This window comes from Bradyrhizobium sp. LMG 9283 (genome assembly GCF_045571415.1).
Taxonomy (GTDB): domain Bacteria; phylum Pseudomonadota; class Alphaproteobacteria; order Rhizobiales; family Xanthobacteraceae; genus Bradyrhizobium.
This window is the reverse complement of the sequence record NZ_CP120691.1, coordinates 7,831,797-7,849,581: the sequence shown is the minus strand read 5'-3', so window position 1 is coordinate 7,849,581 and position 17,785 is coordinate 7,831,797. Positions and strand designations below refer to the sequence as shown.

Here is a 17,785-nt window from a genome sequence, read left to right as displayed (position 1 = left end):
GAAGCACTCAACCTGGAGACAGCGATGTTGCTCGATCATCTTTCCGACGGACTGGCCGCTATCCGGACGCAGATTGGCGCAATTTTTGTGTCATTGGAACTGAGCCGTTCGACATGGCTGGTTACATCGCTGTCGCCCGGCAAGGGCGAGAAGATGTCCAAACACAGCGTGAAGGCCGGCGCTATTGCGGAGCTTTTGAAGCTCTTTGCAGCGCTGAAGCGTAAGGCCCAGGCGCGAACGGGCGAGAGATATCCGATCATCACCATCCAGGAGGCGGGGCTGGATGGGTTCTGGCTTCACCGCACTCTGCAGTCGGAGGGCGTCGAGAGCTACGTGGTCGATCCGGCCTCGATCGCGACGCCGCGCCGGCGCCGGCGGGCCAAGACGGACCGGTTGGACGGCGAGACGCTGTTGCGGTCGCTTCTGGCCTACAAGCGCGGCGAGCCACGGGTCTGCGCGATGGTCGTTGCCCCCTCTCCGGAAGAAGAGGACCGCCGCAGGCTTTGCCGGGAGCGGCGGACCTTGATCGCGGAGCGGATCGTGCATGTGAACCGGATCAAGGGTGTTCTGTTTGCGCAAGGGATATTCGACTACGTGCCGCTGCGGCGCGATCGACGGACGCGGCTCGAGGCCTTGCGCACGGGGACGGGCGGCTGCTGCCGGCGCATTTGAAGGCGCAGATCAGCCGCGAGCTCGACCGGCTCGAACTTCTGCTTGACCAGATCGCGGCGGTAGAGCGCGAGCAGGATGCATTGCTGGCTGCAAGCCGACCAGCAGGCGAGAAGGCTGCATCGAACCCGGTCGCGATGCTGCTCGACTTGAAGGGCCTGGGCCCGAACTTTGCTGCCATTCTCTGGTCGGAGGCCTTCCACCGTCAGTTCACCAACCGCCGCCAGGTTGCGTCCTATGCCGGTCTTGCGGCCACGCCATGGCGCAGTGGCGGCATTGAGCGTGAGCAGGGCGTGTCGAAGGCCGGCAATCCGCGCCTGAGAACCACGATGATCCAGCTCGCCTGGCTGTGGATACGTCACCAGCCTCAATCGGCTCTGACCCAGTGGTTCAAGGCCAACAGCCAGCGCGGCCGCAAGCGCACAATCGTCGCGCTGGCGCGCAAGCTGCTCGTGGCCCTGTGGAAATACGTGACCGCCGGCGTCGTGATCGAGGGAGCCGTGGTGAAGCCCGGCGCCTGACACCACGCCTCTCAGCCTCAAAACCAATCCGCCGAGGTTGATCAGCCTCGGCCGATCCGGGTGGACGAACCGATGGATTGCATGGCTTCAAACGCCGTAACGAAGAAGGGTCTCGTCCTCTCGAGCCTGCCCGCCGCAAGCGGAATGTTGGTGCAGTCGCCACCGCGCAACGACCGAATGTGAGTTTGATCTGGCATGCAAACCAGATTGCCAAAACCGGCTCGACCCTTGGATCGCCAACCATAGGAGTAGTTCACGCCGCACTTCCCGACCTAACGAGCCTGAAGGCGTGCTCGCTCAGGTCAAGACCAAGCCGCTTCGCGGCGGCCCTCACGGGCCGGTCTTGACCTGATCTGCGCGCGCCATCCGAAAAGTTCCGCGGTCGGGACGAAGAGCTGGCCTGCAATCGAACAAAGAGCTGACCATAAATCTTGACACATCAAATCCCCATGTGAGCAATCCAGGAATCCCTCCGTGGAGACAGTCTGGATTGCTTCGCTGCGCTCGCAATGACGAAGGACAGGCGCCGTTGTTGTTTTCTGACCCTCTCCCCGCTAGCGGGGAGAGGGAGAGAATTTTACTTCGCCTTCAGGAAATCCGCGACCTCGAGCAGCACGAACTCGTTATCGTCGGCCTTATTGGGATCGCGGCTGGAGGAGAACGGCAGGTTATTGTCGTTGCCGACAATGATGTAGGTGTCGTCGACGCGATCGACGTTCTCGATGGTGAAGAACGGGAAGGTGTAGACGCCGTCGTTGAGCGGCTTCCTCGCCTTCTTGTCGGGATCCCTGATCTTCATCAGGTCGACATAGCCGATCTTGCGCACGGGCTTGCCGACATTGGCGTCGGTCAGCTCGATCTTGTAGATGCGCTTGAACTTGGCGAGATCCGGGAAGCAATTCTCGCCGCGGGTGCCTTGCGGGCAAGCCTTGTCGGCCGTGCCTTCGCCGTTGTCGCGCTCGATGACGAGGCCGGAGGCCTGATCGATCATGTTGAAGTCGCCGATAGCGTTGCCGTTCTGCTCGAATACATATTGCCAGTAGCGGCCAGTGAATTTCTCCGCGGCGACGTCGAATTCAAGGATGCGGGAAGCTTCCTTGCCATCGACCTTCTCCCAGTCCTTCTTCTCGGCATCCCACAGCGGCCCCTCGAGCAGGCCGTAAAGGAATTTGCCGTCCTTCGACGAGGCGAACCCCTCAAAACCCTTGGAGCGGCGGAGATTGACGTTGCTGTAGGTCGCGCCGGGTGCGCCGGGCGTCGCGACGGCCCAGTTGTCCGGCGAGCGCACCGGCTTGCCATCCGCAACCGTATCGAACACGCCGAGGATTTTTCCGGTCTTGTCCGCCTTCAGAATATAGGGACCGAATTCGTCGCCGATCCAGAAGATGTCGCCAATGATCTGGAAACCTTCGGTGTCGAAGTCCGAGCCGGTGAGATAGCGCTTCTGGGTGTCCTCGTGCACGATGCGGAAGGGGACCTTCTTGTCGGGATCATGCAGGAAGATGGTCTCCAGCCGCTCGATCTTGCCGCCGGCCCAATCCATCTTGTAGCGGTTGAGGTACAGCATCGAGTCCGGCGAGTTGGCGCGCGCGCCCATGCCGTTGTCGGTGATGACCCAGAAGCCGCCGTCGGGCATGGTCTTGATGCCGGAATGGCCCTGGAGTGGCTGGCCCTTGAACGGCAACGACACGCCGGTCAGTCGCTCATAGGACTTGCCCATGACGGTGCCAACCGCGTCGACGCGCTTGCCAGTGGTGTATTTGCCGGAGGTCTTGAGATCGGCAGGGGCATCGGCCGGAGCTTCGATGAAGGACTCGGCCGGCATCACCACGTGGCCGGCGAGCTTGGCCGGGAATTCGCCTTCGCTCTGCGCGAGCGCGGTGCTCGCGGTGAGAATGATCGTTGCGACGGAGCTGAGAAAAGTCGCGCGCATGTGCGTCTCCTGTTGGCGGACGCACGCCTTATGCGGATCGCATGTTGCAGTATTGTGAAGCCGGACCAAACGCCGCAGCGCTCTTCGCCTCTCCCCGTAAGAAAGGGGAGAGGGGGCGAGAGAGCGAGGCTACTCCTTCACCGCGCCGGTCAGCGAGGACACGTAGTAGTCCACGAACAACGAGTAGAAGATCGCAACCGGCAGCGAGCCGAGCAATGATCCCGCCATCAGCGCGCCCCATTGGTAGACGTCGCCGGTGACGAGCTCGGTCAGGATCGCGACCGGCACGGTCTTGTTGGCGCCGCTCTGGATGAAGGCGAGCGCGTAGATGAACTCGTTCCAGGACAGTGTGAAGGAGAAGATGCCGGCCGAGATCAAACCGGGCACCGCGAGCGGCAGCGTGATCCGGCGCAGGATCTGCAGCCGCGTGGCGCCGTCCACCAGCGCGCATTCCTCGAGCTCATAAGGGATCGACTTGAAATAGCCGATCAGGAGCCAGGTGCAGAACGGCACCAGGAAGGTCGGATAGACCAGGATCAGGGCGAGCGGCGAGTCGAACAGGCCGAACTGCACCACCACGGTGGCGAGCGGAATGAACAGGATCGACGGCGGCACGAGATAGGCGAGATAGATGCCGAGGCCGACATAGGGGCTGCCGCGGAAGCGCAGGCGTTCGATGGCGTAGGCGGCGAGCGTCGATGCGATCAAGGACAGCGTGGTCGAGCCGATCGCCACCAGCATCGTCGTCCACAGCCAATGCGGGTAGGCGGTGTTGAACAGGAGGTGCTTGATATGCGCCAGCGTCGGCGAGGAAATCCAGAACGGATTGTGCTCCTTGTAATTCATCAACTCCGCGTTCGGCTTGAACGAGGTGATCGCCATCCAGTAGAACGGGAACAGCAGGATGAGCACGAAGCAGCCGAGCGGCAGATAGATCATCATCAGCCGCCGCAGCCCGGAATCCCAGGCCATCGTGTCGGGCGCACCCTTCGCGTCGGCGACAGCGGCTCGTGCGACTGTATCAGTCATTGCTCTCTCCCTGCTGCCATTTGCGGCGCGCCAGGCCGAAATACGAGAACAGCGTCGCGAACACTAGGAACGGGATCATCGACACCGCGATCGCGGCGCCTTCGCCGAGCTCGCCGCCGGCGATGCCGCGCTGGAACGCCAGCGTCGCCAGCAGATGGGTCGAGTTGCCGGGGCCGCCACGGGTGATGGCGTAGACCAGCTGGAAGTCGGTGAATGTGAAGATGATCGAGAAGGTCATGACGATGGCGAGGATCGGCATCATCATCGGAAAGGTGATGTAGCGGAAGCGCTGCCAGGCGCTGGCGCCGTCGAGCATCGCAGCCTCGTAGAGCGAGGGCGAGATGGTCTGCAGCCCCGCCAGCAGCGAGATTGCGACGAAGGGAATGCCGCGCCAGATATTGGCGGCGATCAGCGAGAAGCGGGCCGGCCAGGGCGAGCCGAGGAAGTCGATGTTGTCGCTGCGCCAATGCAGCACGTCGACCAGCAGGTAGGATATGATCGAGAATTGCGGATCGTAGATCCACCAGAACGCCAGCGCCGACAGCACGGTCGGAACGATCCAGGGCAAGAGGATGATGGCGCGCAGCACGCTCTTGAATGGAAAATGGTTGTTGAGCAGCAGCGCGAGCCAGAAGCCGAGTGCGAACTTCCCGAACGTCGCGATTCCCGTATAGACGACGCTGTAGAACACTGCGTTCCACCACAGGGAATCGGTGAGCAGGTACTGGAAGTTCTCGAGGCCGACATAGATGCCACGCCGGCCGATCGTGGTGTCGGTGAAGGCCAGCCATACGCCGAGGCCGAGCGGATAGGTAAGGAAGACCGTGAGCAGTCCGATCGCAGGGGCGAGGCACATCACGATCAGGAACGGCTTGTAATCGAACAGCCGCACCAGCCAGTTCGGCTGCCGCTGGGCCAGCGCGGGAGAGGAGAGGGTGGTCACGGACATCAGCTTGTTGTCCAGTCGTTGAACGTTACCACACCGTCATTGCGAGCGAAGCGAAGCAATCCAGTCTGTCTCCGAGGTTGATAGTCTGGATTGCTTCGTCGCTCCGCTCCTCGCAATGACGGCTGTCTCGTCGGGGGTCCTACCGGCCCTGCCGCCGGAAGTACCGCTTGCAGCGCTGCTCGGCTTCCGCGGCCGCGGCCTCTGGCGTGGCCGCGCCGGTCGCAACGGCAGAGCACATCTGAATCAGCACGTAGTCTGCACTGACCGCACCCGTCGCCGTGGAGATCGGTCCCTTGTAGCCGTCATAGTATGTGCTTTTCATCGTATCCTTGAAGATCGAGACCTTGGGGTCGCCTTTCCAAACAGCGGCATCGGCATAGGCGGCGAGCGGCTGCGACCAATAGCCGGAGTTGGCATTGAGCCAAGGCTCGTACTGGTCCTTCTCCAGCATGAATTGCAGGAAGGCCTTCGCCGCGTTAGGGTACTGGCTGTGTTTGAACACCATGGCGTTCAGCGTCAGACCTGCCATCGGCGAGACTTTGGCCAGGCCCTTCGGCAGCAGCTGATGCTCGCTGTCGTCGGCGATCGCCTTGGTCGCCGGATCGTTCTTCAGCGAAAAATACAGTGAGACGCCGTTGGCGGTCAGGGAAATCTCCTGCGAGGAGTAGGCCCGGTTGTTGCTAACGTCGTTCCACGACGTCGTGCCGGCGATGAAGGTCGGGTACAGCTGTTTCACCCAGTTCAGTGCGGCGATGGTCTCCTTGCTGTTGATGGTGAGGTTGCCCTCTTCGTCGAGCAGGGCGGCATTGTGCGACCATAGAGCCCAGTTCGCAAAACCATTGCCGTCGCCCTTGGCGTTGCCGAGCGCGAAGCCGGCCGGCTTGCCGGCCTTGTGCAGCTTCTGGCACAGGTCGACGATTCCGGCATGGTCTTCCGGCACCTTGTCGAAGCCGACCGATTGCAGGATGGACTTGCGGTAGATCAGGGGACCCGCAGTGGCGCCGAACGGCAGCCCGATCCAGGACTCGCTCTTGTTCTTCTTGCCATAGCGCTGCGCCAGCGGCAGCCAGCCGCCATAACGCTTGCCGACATAGTCGGCAACGTCGGTCAGCTCGATCAGCTTGTCGATATAAATGTGCGGCGCGTCGGAGAAGCCGATGATGATGTCGGGACCGGCGCCGGAATTGGCAGTCACCGCGGTCTGCTGGTTGATGTCTTCCCAGCCGACGAAGTCGACCTTCACCTCAACGCCGGTCTCCTTGGTGAACTTCGCTGCATTCGCGCGGAACACGTCCTCGTCGGCCTGGACGAAGCGCACCGGGCGCAGCATGCGTAAGGATGCGCCCTTTTCGATCGGCAGCTTGGGCGCCGCAACGTCGGCGGCTTTGATCGTTGATGTCGGTGTTTGCGCTGCAGCACCGGTGGCCGCGAGCGTTGCAGCGGACAGGCCCAGCGCCAAGGCATCACGACGTGTGATGTCGTTCCTCATCAGTACCTCCCTATGGTGTTCCCTTCCCGGCGTTGATCGCCGGTGAAGGGCCGTTTCGGTCGTCGGCGTTTTACGCCGGCCCGCCTAGCTGTTCGGTCCGCGATCCATGCTGACGGGCTGCCAGCGGCGGAGCGCGGTGTTCTGCAGCACCGACGGATTGACGCAGCTTACCGGCCACATGCCCTGAAGTACCAGTGACAATTCGTAGCCCACCCGGCGCTTGCGCGCTTCGTCAAACCGTGCCGAGGCCGAGGCGACGTGGGCGGTCAGCGTCACGTTCTCCATGCCGAGCAGGGGATTGTTGTGCGAGGGCGGTTCCTGCTCCAGTACGTCGAGGGCGGCATGCGCGATCCAGCCCTCTTGCAGCGCCTTGATCAGGCTCTCCTCGTCCACGGTGGCGCCGCGGCCGGTGTTGATGAAGATCGAGTCCTTCTTCATCTGCCGGAAGTGTTTCTCGGTCAGCATGTGGTGCACCTCCGGCCTCGCCGGGGCGTGCATCGAGACGAAGTCGGATTGCGACAGCACCTCGTTCAGCGTCGCCGGCATCACGCCGTGGTCGTACATCAGCGTTTCCTGGATGAAGGGATCGTAGGCCATCATGCGCAGGCCGAACGGTGCGGCGCGCTTCGCAACCGCGCGCGCGACGCGGCCAAACGAGATGAAGCCGAGCGTCTGGCCCATCAGCCTCGGGATCTTGAGCAGCGCCGGCCGGCCCTCGGCCCAGCGGCCGTCACGCACCATGCGGTCCTGCTCGACCAGGCGGCGGAAGCCCGCGAGCAGCAGCATCATGGCGTGGTCGGCGACCTCCTCGATGAAGGTGTCGGGGATGTTGGTGACGGGAATTCCACGGGCGGTGGCGGCCTTGACGTCGACACTGTCGACACCGACCGAGCCGAGCGTGATGACCTTGCAGCTCTCCAGCGCGTCGATGATCGATTTGGTGATCGGAATGCCCTTGGCATAGATGGCGTCGGCATTTTTCGCGGCGGCGATGAACCCGGCCTCGTCGGCGGGCGCCTCGACGATCTCGGCATCGATCGGATCGAGCGCCTCGCGCTCATAGGAATAATCGCTGCCCGCGACGGTGAAGCTCGCACCCTTCGGCGTCACCACCCTGTATTTCGGCATGTCCTGCTCCCGATTTGGTTTCTTGTTGTGACCCGCCTTCGTGGCGGGCCTTTGCGTCTTTTACGCGAAATCCCGACGCGTGCGTACAATTGACGGTTGTCCGGACCGGTGAATATTGCCGGTTTTGTCGGCGTCGTCAGGGCTTCTACGGAGGCTCGTAAGTAACTTGCTAAGGGGTCGAACACTAACAGTTGATTCAATTTCGACCGATTCACTCGCGTGCCCCGTATCCCTTTTTGCCGGAGCTATCACCGTGAAGTTGAGCAATCTGAAGATCGCGCCCAAGCTGGGCATTCTTGTTGGCGTCACCTTGTTCGGCTTGAGCGTCTCCGGTGTTATCGCCGGCTATCTGATGAAGCGCGAGATGGTGAATGCGCGCATCGACCAGACCAAGGCGATCGTCGAGCTGGCCCGCAACTACACCGCGACGCTGATGAAGCGGGTCAATGCAGGCGAGATGACCAAGGACGCCGCGCTCGCGGACCTGCGTCGCTACGGCAACGCGATGACTTACGACAAGGGCTCCGGCTATCTGTTCGGCACCACCTATGACGGCATCACGCAGCTCGCGCCGGATCCGAAGCAGATCGGCCAGAACCGCATGGACGTGGAGACGAACGGCCGCAAGCTGTCCCGCGAGATCATGGACGGCGTCAAGGCCAACGGCGAACTCCTGCTCTTCTATGAATATGTGAAGCCCGGACAGCCAAAGCCGATCCGCAAGCTCGGCTACGCGGTCGCCATCCCCGGCTTCGACATGTATCTCGGCACGGGCGCCTATCTCGAGGACATCGACGAGAAGATGGGGCCGGTCTACTGGCTGCTCGGCCTTGCCATGCTCGGCATCGTCATCGTTGCCGGCAGCGTCGCCTGGCTGATCGGTCGCAGCATCAGCGCTCCGCTCGCCCTGCTCGGCACTCGGATGCGGGAGCTGGCAGACGGCAAGCTTGAAGGCGACATCCCCGGTGTCGGTCGCGGCGATGAGGTCGGCGCGATGGCTTCGACCGTGCAGATTTTCAAGGACAATGCCGTTCGCATCCGCGAGATCGAGCGAACCGAGGCCGATGCCAAGGAGCGCGCCGCGGCGGAACGTCGCAGCGCGATGGAGGAGATCGCCAACGACTTCGAACGCAGCGTCAACGGCATCGTCCGCTCGGTCTCCTCGGCCGCGGCCGGCATGCAGACGACGGCGCAGTCGATGACCGCAAGCGCCAGCGACGCCTCATCGCGTGCGGCGACGGTCGGTGCTGCCTCGCAAAAGGCTTCCGGCAATGTCGGCACGGTCGCGGCGGCCGCCGAAGAGCTGTCGAGCTCGGTTGCGGAAATCTCCCGCCAGGTCACGCGCTCGACCGAAGTGGCGAGCCGCGCCGTCAACGACGCCGAGCGCACCAACGCCACCGTTCAGGTGCTCTCCTCAGGCGCCGAGAAGATCGGCGAGGTCGTCAAGCTGATCCACTCGATCGCGGCGCAGACCAACCTGCTCGCGCTCAACGCCACCATCGAAGCGGCCCGTGCCGGCGAGTCCGGCCGCGGCTTCGCCGTGGTCGCCTCCGAGGTCAAGGCGCTCGCCAATCAGACCGCGAAGGCGACCGAGGAGATTTCCGCCCAGGTCGCGGCGATGCAGACCTCGACCAGCGACGCGGTCGCGGCCATCTCCGGCATCACCCAGACGATCGCCGAGATGAGCGAGATCACCGCGGGCATTTCCGCGTCGATCGAGCAGCAGGGCGCGGCGACCCGCGAGATCGCGCGCAACATCCAGTCGGTCGCGGCCGGCTCGAGCGAGATCAACGCCCATATCGGCAGCGTCACCTCCGCCGCCGAAGCGACCGGCAGTGCTGCCACCGACGTGCTCTCCAATGCCCGCGAGCTGGACAACCAGTCCGGCGCGCTGCGCAGCGCTGTCGACAACTTCCTCGCCAAGGTGCGCGCGGCGTAGTTTTCGCGCGTGCACCGACACTTCGATCTACTCCGCCGTCATGCCCGGGCTTGTCCCGGGCATCCACGTTCTTAGGCACCTCACATGTGGATATGCGTGGATGGCCGGGACAAGCCCGGCCATGACGCAGAGTGCGGAGGGATATCGTGCCCCGGACGCAGCGCAGCGCTCCTTCAGCGATGCGCTGCAGAGCCGGGGCTCATGCTTGCGGCAGTCTGGGTCCCGGCTCTGCGATGCATCGCTGGCGCGCTGCATCTTGTCCGGGACGCAGGGACCCGCCCTACTGCTTCTCGATCTTCGCGTTGGTGATCAGCTTTTCCCACAGCACGAGCTGCTCATTCACGAAGGTGCCGAGCTCCTCCGGCGTGCCGGAGAAGGCGTCCATGCCGAGCGTGGCGAGCTGCGCCTTGATCTCCGGCTTCTCGACGATCTTCCGGATCTCGGTGTTGAGCCGCGTCACGATCTCCTTCGGCATGCCGGCGGGGCCGAAATAGCCCTGCCAGGACGAGATGTCGAAATCCGGCACGCCCGCCTCCTGCATCGAGGGCAGGTGCGGCACCAACGGCGAGCGCTCCTTGGTAGTGACGGCGAGCGCGCGCAGGGCGTTGCCGTTGACGTGGGGCAGGCCGGTCAGGATGTCGACGAACATCATCGAGACGCGGCCGCCCATGACGTCGTTGAGCGCCGGCGGCGAGCTCTTGTAGGGCACGTGCAAGAGATCGAGCCCGGCATTGTGCGCGAAGGTCGCACCCGAGACGATCGCCGCCGACGAGCCCGAGGCATAGCTCAGCTTGCCTGGATTGGCCTTGCCGTAAGCGACGAGCTCGGCGACGGACTTGGCCGGAAGGTCCGGGTTGACGACCAGCATGAAGGGCAGATCGCCGGTGCGGGCGATCGGGGTGAAATCCTTGACCGGATCGTAAGTCAGGCTCTTGAGCAGATAGGGATTAGCCGAATGCGTGGTGTTGGTCGTCACCAGCAGCGTGTAGCCGTCGGGGGCGGCCTTCGCGACGTAGGTCGCGGCGAGCATGCCGTTGGCACCTGCCTTGTTCTCGATGACGATGCCGACGCCGAGCGCCTGCGACAGATGCTGCGAGATCAGGCGCGTCGTGGTGTCGGTGCCGCTACCGGCCGCGAACGGCAAGACCAGCGTGATGTTGCGGCTGGGATAGGTGTCGGCCTGAGCAGTGGATGCTGCGGCGAGGCAAAGTGCGGCCGCGCCGACGGTGCGCAGGTTTCGAATCAACGCTGAAAGCATGTTTGGTCGTTCCCTCTTTTTTCGTTGGCGGGGAACCTAGCTTCTCTTCGACGAAATCGGAAGGCATGAGTTTGCCCACCTCTCGTGCCCCGGACGCAGCGCAGCGCTTCCCCGGCGATGCGAAGCATCGTCCGGTTCAGCGATGCGCTGCTGAGCCGGGGCCCACGCTTGTGGGAATCTGCGTCCCGGCTCTGCGATGCATCGCTGGCGCGCTGCATCTTGTCCGGGACACGAGAGGTGAAATCCGCTCAGCGGAATTACTTCGCCGCCGAGCCCTGGTGCGATGCGAGCACGACGCCGGCGAGCACCAGCGCATAGCCGATCAGGTGGAACGGCTGGAGCTTTTCGCCCAGTAGCAGGATCGCCATCGCCGAGCCGAACACCGGCACGAGATGGAAGAACGGCGCCGCCCGGTTCGGCCCGATCAGCGCCACGCCGCGATTGAAGAAGAGATAGGCGAGCGTGGAGGGAAAGATCAGGATGTAGCCCAGCGTCGCCAGCGTCATCCCGTCGAAGTGCAGCACCCGGCCGCTTGCCGCCTCCCAGATCGCGGTGGGCAGCAGCATGGTCGCGCCACAGCAGGTCGTGAAGGAGAGAAACGAGAGCTGATGGATCTTCGGACGGCGCGGGATGAAGGCGGAGTAGAGACCAAACGCCACCAGCGAGGAGGCGAACATGATGTCACCCCTGTTGAAGCTGATGCTCGCGAGCGCGGCGAGGTCGCCGCGCAGGATGATGATCAACACGCCGAGCAGCGAGATCGCGATGCCGCCGAGCTGCGCGCCGGTCAGCCGCACGCCGAACAGCACCAGCGACCACAGTGCCACGAACAGCGGACCTGCCGATTGGATCAGCAGCGCGTTCAGCGCCTCGGTGTATTGCATCGCCCAGTACGAGATCGCATTGTTGAAGGCAAAGCCGACCAGCGACAGGAACAGCATCAAGGGCAGGCTCTTCCGCAAGGCAGGCCAGTCGCGCTTCAGATGCGGCCAGGCGAACGGCAACAGGATCAGGAACACGCCGAACCAGCGGATCGTGGTCATCGTCAGCGGCGGCACATGCGCGCCGACATGGCGTGCGAGCACGATGTTGCCGGCCCAGAACAGCGAGCTCAGGCTGAGCAGCAGATAAGGCTGGTTGTTGAGCCGACTGGCCGGACTGGCGGTCGGTGGCGCGGGCGAAGCGATCGTCATGGGCGTTGCATGCAAGCTTGCGCCGGATTGCCGTGATGACACAAGTCACAGGGCCGCAATGCTACAATGCGCGCATGAGCTGAGGAGGTGCCGTTGGCGGTTAATATGTTGAACATCGAGGGCCTGGAGCGGCTCGAACCGAATGCGCCGGTGGTGATGCTGAACCTGATGCGTTTCCATACGCGCTCGCGCGATGGCAATGGGTCCGGCTGGGACGCTTACTTGCGCTACAGCGCGATCACGGTGCCGATGATCAGGGCGCGCGGCGGCACGCTGCTTTGGACCGGCGAAGCGAAGGCGGTCGCACTCGGCCCGCACGCGGGCAACGACTGGGACTTCGTCGCGCTGGTCTACTATCCGTCCGTCTCGGCCTTTCTCGACATGATGACGTCGGAAGCCTACGAGCGTGAAGCCGATCCCCATCGCGTCAACGCCTGCGCCGAGCACGTCATCATCGCGACAAGCGAGGCCTACAGCAAGTTCAGGGCGAAGTAGGCGCGGATTTGCTTACCCTCCCCTGGAGGGGGAGGGTCGATCGCGCGTAGCGCGAGCGGGGTGGGTGATCTCTCCACTCGGGCAGCGCGTCAGCGGAGAGACTGTCACCCCACCCCCGTCTCACATTTCGCTGTGCTCAATGTGAGCCGCCCCTCCCAGGGGAGGGGGAGCGGGCAGCTGTGCGCTCTGAGAGCACTTGCGCCTACGCCGCCTGCTTCCTCGACGCCGCGAACACGCCCGCCAGCACCAGCGCGAAGCCGATGAAGTGGAACGCCTGCGGGTGTTCGCCCAGAAATGCCATCGCCATGATCGAACCGAACACCGGCACGACGTGGAAGAACGGCGCGGCGCGGTTGGCGCCGATCAGCCGCACGCCGCGATTGAAGCAGAGATAGGCGAGCGCCGAGGGGAAAACGGCGACGTAGAACAGGGTCAGCAGGTTCGGCCCGTCGAGCCTCATGACCGGGCGGGCGTACAGTTCCCAGATCTCCAGCGGAATGAGACAGGCGGCGCCGCAGCCGAAGGTGAAGGCGAGGAACGAGAGGCCGTGCATCGGCGGCCGCTTCAGCGTCAGCACCGAATAGAGCGCGAAGATCAAGAGCGCGAGGAGGAAGATCAGGTCGCCCTTGTTGAAGTCGATGTTCGACAGCGTGGTGAAATCGCCGTGCAGCAGGATGGTCAGCACGCCGCACATCGACAGCAGCACGCCAAAAGCCTGCGCCGCGGTGAGCCGGATGCCGAGGATGACCAGCGACCACAACGCCACCAGCAGCGGCGCGGCCGACTGGAGCAGCAGCGTGTTGAGCGCCTGGGTATGCTCCAGCGCCCAATATTGCAGCGTGTTGAAGGCGCCGATGCCGGTGATCGACAGCGTGACCATCAGGCCGAGCTTGCCGCGGATGGCCGGCCAGTCCTGCACGAGGTGCTTCCAGGCGAACGGCAGCACCAGCAGGAAGGCGAAGAACCAGCGCAGGAACGACAGTGTGACCGGCGGAATGTGGCCCGCGGCAAGCCGCCCGACGATGGCGTTGCCGGCCCAGCACAGCGCCGTGATGCTGAGCAGCAGATAAGGCTGGTTGGCGATCCAGCTGTGGCCGGATCTTTCCGCGCTAGTGGTCTGGCCGGTGGCGGACATGTGATGATGCGGGCCCCGCGTGGAGTACGCCGAGCCCTCCGGCCCGGCGAGATCCGGGCCGGCTGATCACCCGGCACCGTCCAAAGACACGGAAAACGGGGCTGCAGCAACGGGGGGCGGACGCATCGCGACCATGCTAGCCGCGAAGGCGGCCTCTCAGGCTTTGGTCGAAGCCATCGCGCCGGCTGCGAAGGTTTCTGGATTTTCCGGGGATATCAAAGGCTTGGAGCGTGCGTTGAGCCCGAAAAAAGCCCCGTTCTTGCTTGCCTAGAGGGGCCGCTTCCTTTATCCGGTTGGGCTGCCTCGCGTGCGACCGGCCTTGGCCGGGAATTGGGCTGGGCGCAGGCATGATCTTAGGAAGAGTGGGTCCCGGTTTTCCGTTCGGATCATGCCACTTACAGAGAAATCTTCGAAGGATTACCCGCGAATGGCCAATGTTGTCGTCGTCGGCGCCCAGTGGGGCGACGAAGGGAAGGGCAAGATCGTCGACTGGTTGTCGGAGCAGGCGGATATCGTCGTCCGCTTCCAGGGCGGCCATAACGCCGGCCACACGCTGGTGATCAACGGCAAGACCTACAAGCTCGCGCTCTTGCCGTCCGGCGTGCTGCGCGACGGCAAGCTGTCGGTGATCGGCAATGGCGTCGTGTTCGATCCCGCCGCGTTCCTCGACGAGGTCACCAAGCTCAGGGCCCAGGGCGTCGCGGTCTCTCCGGAGAACCTGCGTATCGCCGAGAACGTCACGCTGATCCTGCCGCTGCACCGCGAGCTCGATGCGCACCGCGAATCCGCCAGCGCCGCGACCGCGATCGGCACCACCCGCCGCGGCATTGGCCCGGCCTATGAAGACAAGGTCGGCCGCCGTGCCATCCGCCTGATGGATCTCGCCGACCTCGATACGCTCCCGCACAAGATCGACCGGCTCCTGGCTCACCACAATGCGCTGCGCCGTGGCCTCAATCTGCCGGAGTTCGACGGCAAGGATATCCTGAAGGAGCTAACCGCGCTGGCGCCGCAGCTGCTGCCCTATGCCGAGACGGTGTGGCGGCTGCTCGACATCGAGCGGCGCGCCGGCAAGCGCATGCTGTTCGAGGGTGCGCAAGGCGCGCTGCTCGACGTCGATCACGGCACTTATCCTTATGTCACCTCGTCCAACACGGTGGCGGCGCAGGCCGCGACCGGCGCCGGCCTCGGGCCGGGAGCGGTCGGCTACGTGCTCGGCCTGTGCAAGGCCTACACGACCCGCGTCGGCCAGGGCCCGTTCCCGACCGAGCAGGACAACGAGATCGGCCGCAAGATCGGCGAGCGCGGCCGCGAGTTTGGCACCAATACCGGCCGTCCGCGCCGCTGCGGCTGGTTCGACGCCGTGCTGGTCCGCCAGGCGGTCCGGACCTGCGGCATCAATGGCCTGGCGCTGACCAAGCTCGACATCCTCGACGGCTTCGACACGATCGAGGTCTGCACCGGCTACAAGCTCGACGGCAAGGAGATCGACCATTTCCCGGCCGGCGAGGGCGCGCAAAGCCGGGTCGAGCCGATCTACGAGACCATCGAGGGCTGGAAGGAGCCGACCGCCAGCGCGCGGTCCTGGGCCGACCTGCCCGCCCAGGCCATCAAGTATGTCCGGCGGATCGAGGAATTGGTGGGGTGCCCGGTCGCGCTGCTTTCCACCAGCCCCGAACGCGAAGATACTATCCTGGTACAAAATCCGTTTGAGGCTTAACGATATCTTACCGGGACGCGCGTATAGTTGAGTAGAAATGGCTGATTACTACCCGCTGATCGCCCGCGCTATTGCCGCCCTGGACCCCAACGCTCCCGGCGAAAGCCGTCGCGCGCTCTATGAGCGGGCGCGCACGGCCCTGATCGCGCAGCTGCGCAGCGTGCAGCCGCCGCTTTCCGAATCCGAGATCACGCGCGAACGGCTGTCGCTGGAAGAGGCCGTCCGCAAGGTCGAATCGGAGGCCGCCCAGCGTGCCCGCGAGGCCTCGCGCCCAGGTGGGGCAGGTGGGGCGGGGCGCCCTGGCGGCAGTGGCGATGCCTTCCGCCGCGCCAGCACCCGTGCCACCGAGGGCAACCCGGCTGCGGCGCCGCCGCGCACGCGTCCGGCCCCGACGCCGCCGCGGGCCGACCGCCCCTCCTTCAACGTCGATGACCAGGGCGAGGCCCCGCGTCCGCCGCGCGCTCCCCGTTTCGACGCCCCGCGCCAGGGAGGACCCTCCGCCCCGCCGCCGACGCCGGAGCCGCCGCCCGGGCGCGATCGCCAAGGTGCGCGCCGTCCGCCCGACATGGGACCGCCACCGCCGCTGCCGCCGGCGCCCGGCGTGCGCGGCTTCCGCGACATCACGGCCGATGCCAATGATCTCGGCGGCGCTGCCGCGCAGGCCAGCCGCGCCGCGCGGCGCACCTATGCCAACGTGCCCTCGCCGTCGCCGGAATTCGACCGGCTGGAGCCGAGCCTAGAAAACCGCGCCGCCGAGTCCGAGGCGCCCTATTCCTACGACGAATCGATCGAGGAGGCCGAGCGCTACGCGCCGCCGTCGCCGCGTCCGCGTATTGCGCCCGACCGCGACGCCAAAAAGCGCGCTCGCACCGGCTCGGCCTTTCCGTTCAAGAGCGCGATCGCCGTCGGCATCGTGCTGATCCTGGTCGGCGCCGGCATCCTCTGGGGCAAGCCGCTGCTCCAGACCGTGACCAACCTGTTCAAGTCCTCGCCGACCCAGGTGGTGGAGGCGCCGAAGGATGCCTCGCAGCCGCAGAGCAAGCCGAAGATTCCCGATCGCGTCGGTCAGCCCTCCGCCAGTGATCAGCCGGTCGCACCGGTGGCGCAGAAGGTCGTGCTCTACGACGAGGATCCGTCCGACCCGAAGGGCAAGCAGTATGTCGGCTCGGTGGTGTGGCGGCTCGAGCCGATCAAGGCCTCGGGCAACCAGAAGGCCGACGTTGCCGTGCGCGCCGACATCGAGATCCCCGACCGCAAGTTCAAGATGACGATGTCGTTCCGCCGCAACACCGACTCCTCGCTGCCGGCGAGCCACACCGCGGAGCTGACCTTCATCCTGCCGCAGGATTTTCCCGGCGGCAGCGTCTCCAACGTGCCGGGCATCCTGATGAAGTCGAACGAGCAGGCGCGCGGCACGCCGCTCGCCGGCCTCGCGGTCAAGGTCACCGACGGCTTCTTCCTGGTCGGCCTCTCCAACGTCGACGCCGACCGCAGCCGCAACGTGCAGCTACTGAAGGAGCGCTCCTGGTTCGACGTGCCCTTGGTCTACGCCAATCAGCGCCGCGCCATCATCGCCATCGAGAAGGGCGCCCCCGGCGAGCGCGCCTTCAACGACGCGTTTGCGCAGTGGGGCGATTGAAGCGCAATCAGTTTTGATTGAACGAATGCCAATTGAGGATTCACCTCTCCCGTAGGGAGAGGTCGGATCGCATCGAGAGATGCGATCCGGGTGAGGGGTTACAGTCTCGCTTCGTGCTGCGGCCCCTCACCCGGATTGCTGCGCAATCCGACCTGTCCCTGGCGGGGAGAGGTGGACCGAGGCTCAACGATCCAGCCGAAATCAATCCGGCACTACTGCGCCGCGGCTTCCCGCTTGCGCGCTGCTGCGGCGGCTGCGTGCTCGCGGTCCATCACGGCGCGGCAGCCGGGGCTGACGTGGTGCTTGTTCCGGACCATGCAGGCGGTGATCCGCGGGATATCCGGGATCTCGCTGGAGCACAGCCGCATCGCATCGCCCGAGCACATCTGCTGGGCTTCTTGCGAGAAGGCGAGACTGGGTGATGTCTGGAGTGCGAAGGTGGTGGCGAGTGCGAACAGCGAAGCGATGGTCTGATAGCGTGTCATGAAGGATGGGTCCCCGAGTTCCCTGGGCTTGAGCCGCTTGGTTTTGGGGCGCCGCACGCGGCTTGATCTGCCGCATGTCACAGCCTTCATGCCGGGACCTTGGTCCCGCATGTGGTCGCTCGATTACGTGATGTTCGAATCGAAAGTGCTGCGCCGCCCGAGCGAAGTATGCGCCATTGTCACGGACCTGCAATGGTCAGCGC

General features: G+C 64.5%; 13 protein-coding genes and 1 pseudogene. 5 read left to right on the top strand and 9 right to left on the bottom strand.

The genetic code is table 11. From position 1 onward, the window contains the following. The first annotated feature begins 24 nt into the window (after positions 1–24). Positions 25–1,190 (top strand): annotated as a pseudogene (locus tag P6U29_RS36510) (IS110 family transposase). A gap of 577 nt (positions 1,191–1,767) precedes the next feature. Here the strand turns inward: P6U29_RS36510 and P6U29_RS36505 are convergent. From P6U29_RS36505 to P6U29_RS36485, 5 genes are all read right to left on the bottom strand, one after another. Then, positions 1,768–3,123 carry an esterase-like activity of phytase family protein gene (locus P6U29_RS36505; protein WP_407114977.1) on the bottom strand — a complete coding sequence of 452 codons (1,356 nt, stop codon included), beginning with the start codon at positions 3,121–3,123 and terminating at the stop codon, positions 1,768–1,770. Between the two features lie 129 nt (positions 3,124–3,252). Then, entirely contained in the window at positions 3,253–4,152 is a 900-nt protein-coding gene (locus P6U29_RS36500; protein ID WP_407114976.1) for a carbohydrate ABC transporter permease, read from the bottom strand. Beyond that, the gene (locus P6U29_RS36495) at positions 4,145–5,101 is read right to left on the bottom strand and encodes a carbohydrate ABC transporter permease (protein WP_407114975.1); all 957 of its coding nucleotides are present in this window, start codon (positions 5,099–5,101) and stop codon (positions 4,145–4,147) included. The genes P6U29_RS36500 and P6U29_RS36495 overlap by 8 nt, the downstream gene beginning before the upstream one ends. Before the next feature lie 139 nt (positions 5,102–5,240). Next, positions 5,241–6,590, bottom strand: coding sequence for an ABC transporter substrate-binding protein (locus P6U29_RS36490; RefSeq protein WP_407114974.1), 1,350 nt, complete (start codon positions 6,588–6,590; stop codon positions 5,241–5,243). An 84-nt stretch (positions 6,591–6,674) separates the two neighbouring features. Continuing rightward, positions 6,675–7,718, bottom strand: coding sequence for a C-terminal binding protein (locus P6U29_RS36485; protein ID WP_407114973.1), 1,044 nt, complete (start codon positions 7,716–7,718; stop codon positions 6,675–6,677). Positions 7,719–7,971: 253 nt separating this feature from the next. Here P6U29_RS36485 and P6U29_RS36480 point away from each other — a divergent pair, with 253 nt between their 5' ends. Then, on the top strand, positions 7,972–9,657 hold the full coding sequence (locus tag P6U29_RS36480; RefSeq protein WP_407114972.1) for a methyl-accepting chemotaxis protein: 1,686 nt from the start codon (positions 7,972–7,974) through the stop codon (positions 9,655–9,657). Between the two features lie 280 nt (positions 9,658–9,937). Here the strand turns inward: P6U29_RS36480 and P6U29_RS36475 are convergent, their stop codons facing one another. Further along, the gene (locus P6U29_RS36475; protein ID WP_407114971.1) at positions 9,938–10,915 is read right to left on the bottom strand and encodes a Bug family tripartite tricarboxylate transporter substrate binding protein; all 978 of its coding nucleotides are present in this window, start codon (positions 10,913–10,915) and stop codon (positions 9,938–9,940) included. Between the two features lie 257 nt (positions 10,916–11,172). Then, a complete protein-coding gene (locus P6U29_RS36470; RefSeq protein ID WP_407114970.1) occupies positions 11,173–12,108 on the bottom strand; it encodes a DMT family transporter in 936 nt (311 codons plus the stop codon). Between the two features lie 105 nt (positions 12,109–12,213). Between P6U29_RS36470 and P6U29_RS36465 the strand changes: the two genes are divergently transcribed. Further along, positions 12,214–12,603: a DUF1330 domain-containing protein gene (locus P6U29_RS36465; RefSeq protein WP_407119532.1), complete on the top strand. Its 390-nt coding sequence runs from the start codon at positions 12,214–12,216 to the stop codon at positions 12,601–12,603. A gap of 202 nt (positions 12,604–12,805) precedes the next feature. Here the strand turns inward: P6U29_RS36465 and P6U29_RS36460 are convergent, their stop codons facing one another. Beyond that, the gene (locus P6U29_RS36460; protein WP_407114969.1) at positions 12,806–13,738 is read right to left on the bottom strand and encodes a DMT family transporter; all 933 of its coding nucleotides are present in this window, start codon (positions 13,736–13,738) and stop codon (positions 12,806–12,808) included. A gap of 427 nt (positions 13,739–14,165) precedes the next feature. On the opposite strand from P6U29_RS36460, the gene P6U29_RS36455 reads away from it, so the two are divergent. Then, complete coding sequence (locus P6U29_RS36455) at positions 14,166–15,458, top strand: adenylosuccinate synthase (RefSeq protein WP_407114968.1); 1,293 nt, start codon at positions 14,166–14,168, stop codon at positions 15,456–15,458. A gap of 37 nt (positions 15,459–15,495) precedes the next feature. Further along, positions 15,496–17,097 (top strand): hypothetical protein, encoded by a 1,602-nt coding sequence (locus tag P6U29_RS36450; RefSeq protein WP_407114967.1) that lies wholly within the window; start codon positions 15,496–15,498, stop codon positions 17,095–17,097. Between the two features lie 212 nt (positions 17,098–17,309). On the opposite strand, the gene P6U29_RS36445 is transcribed toward P6U29_RS36450, so the two are convergent. Then, complete coding sequence (locus tag P6U29_RS36445) at positions 17,310–17,582, bottom strand: hypothetical protein (RefSeq protein ID WP_407114966.1); 273 nt, start codon at positions 17,580–17,582, stop codon at positions 17,310–17,312. Positions 17,583–17,785 lie beyond the last annotated feature (203 nt).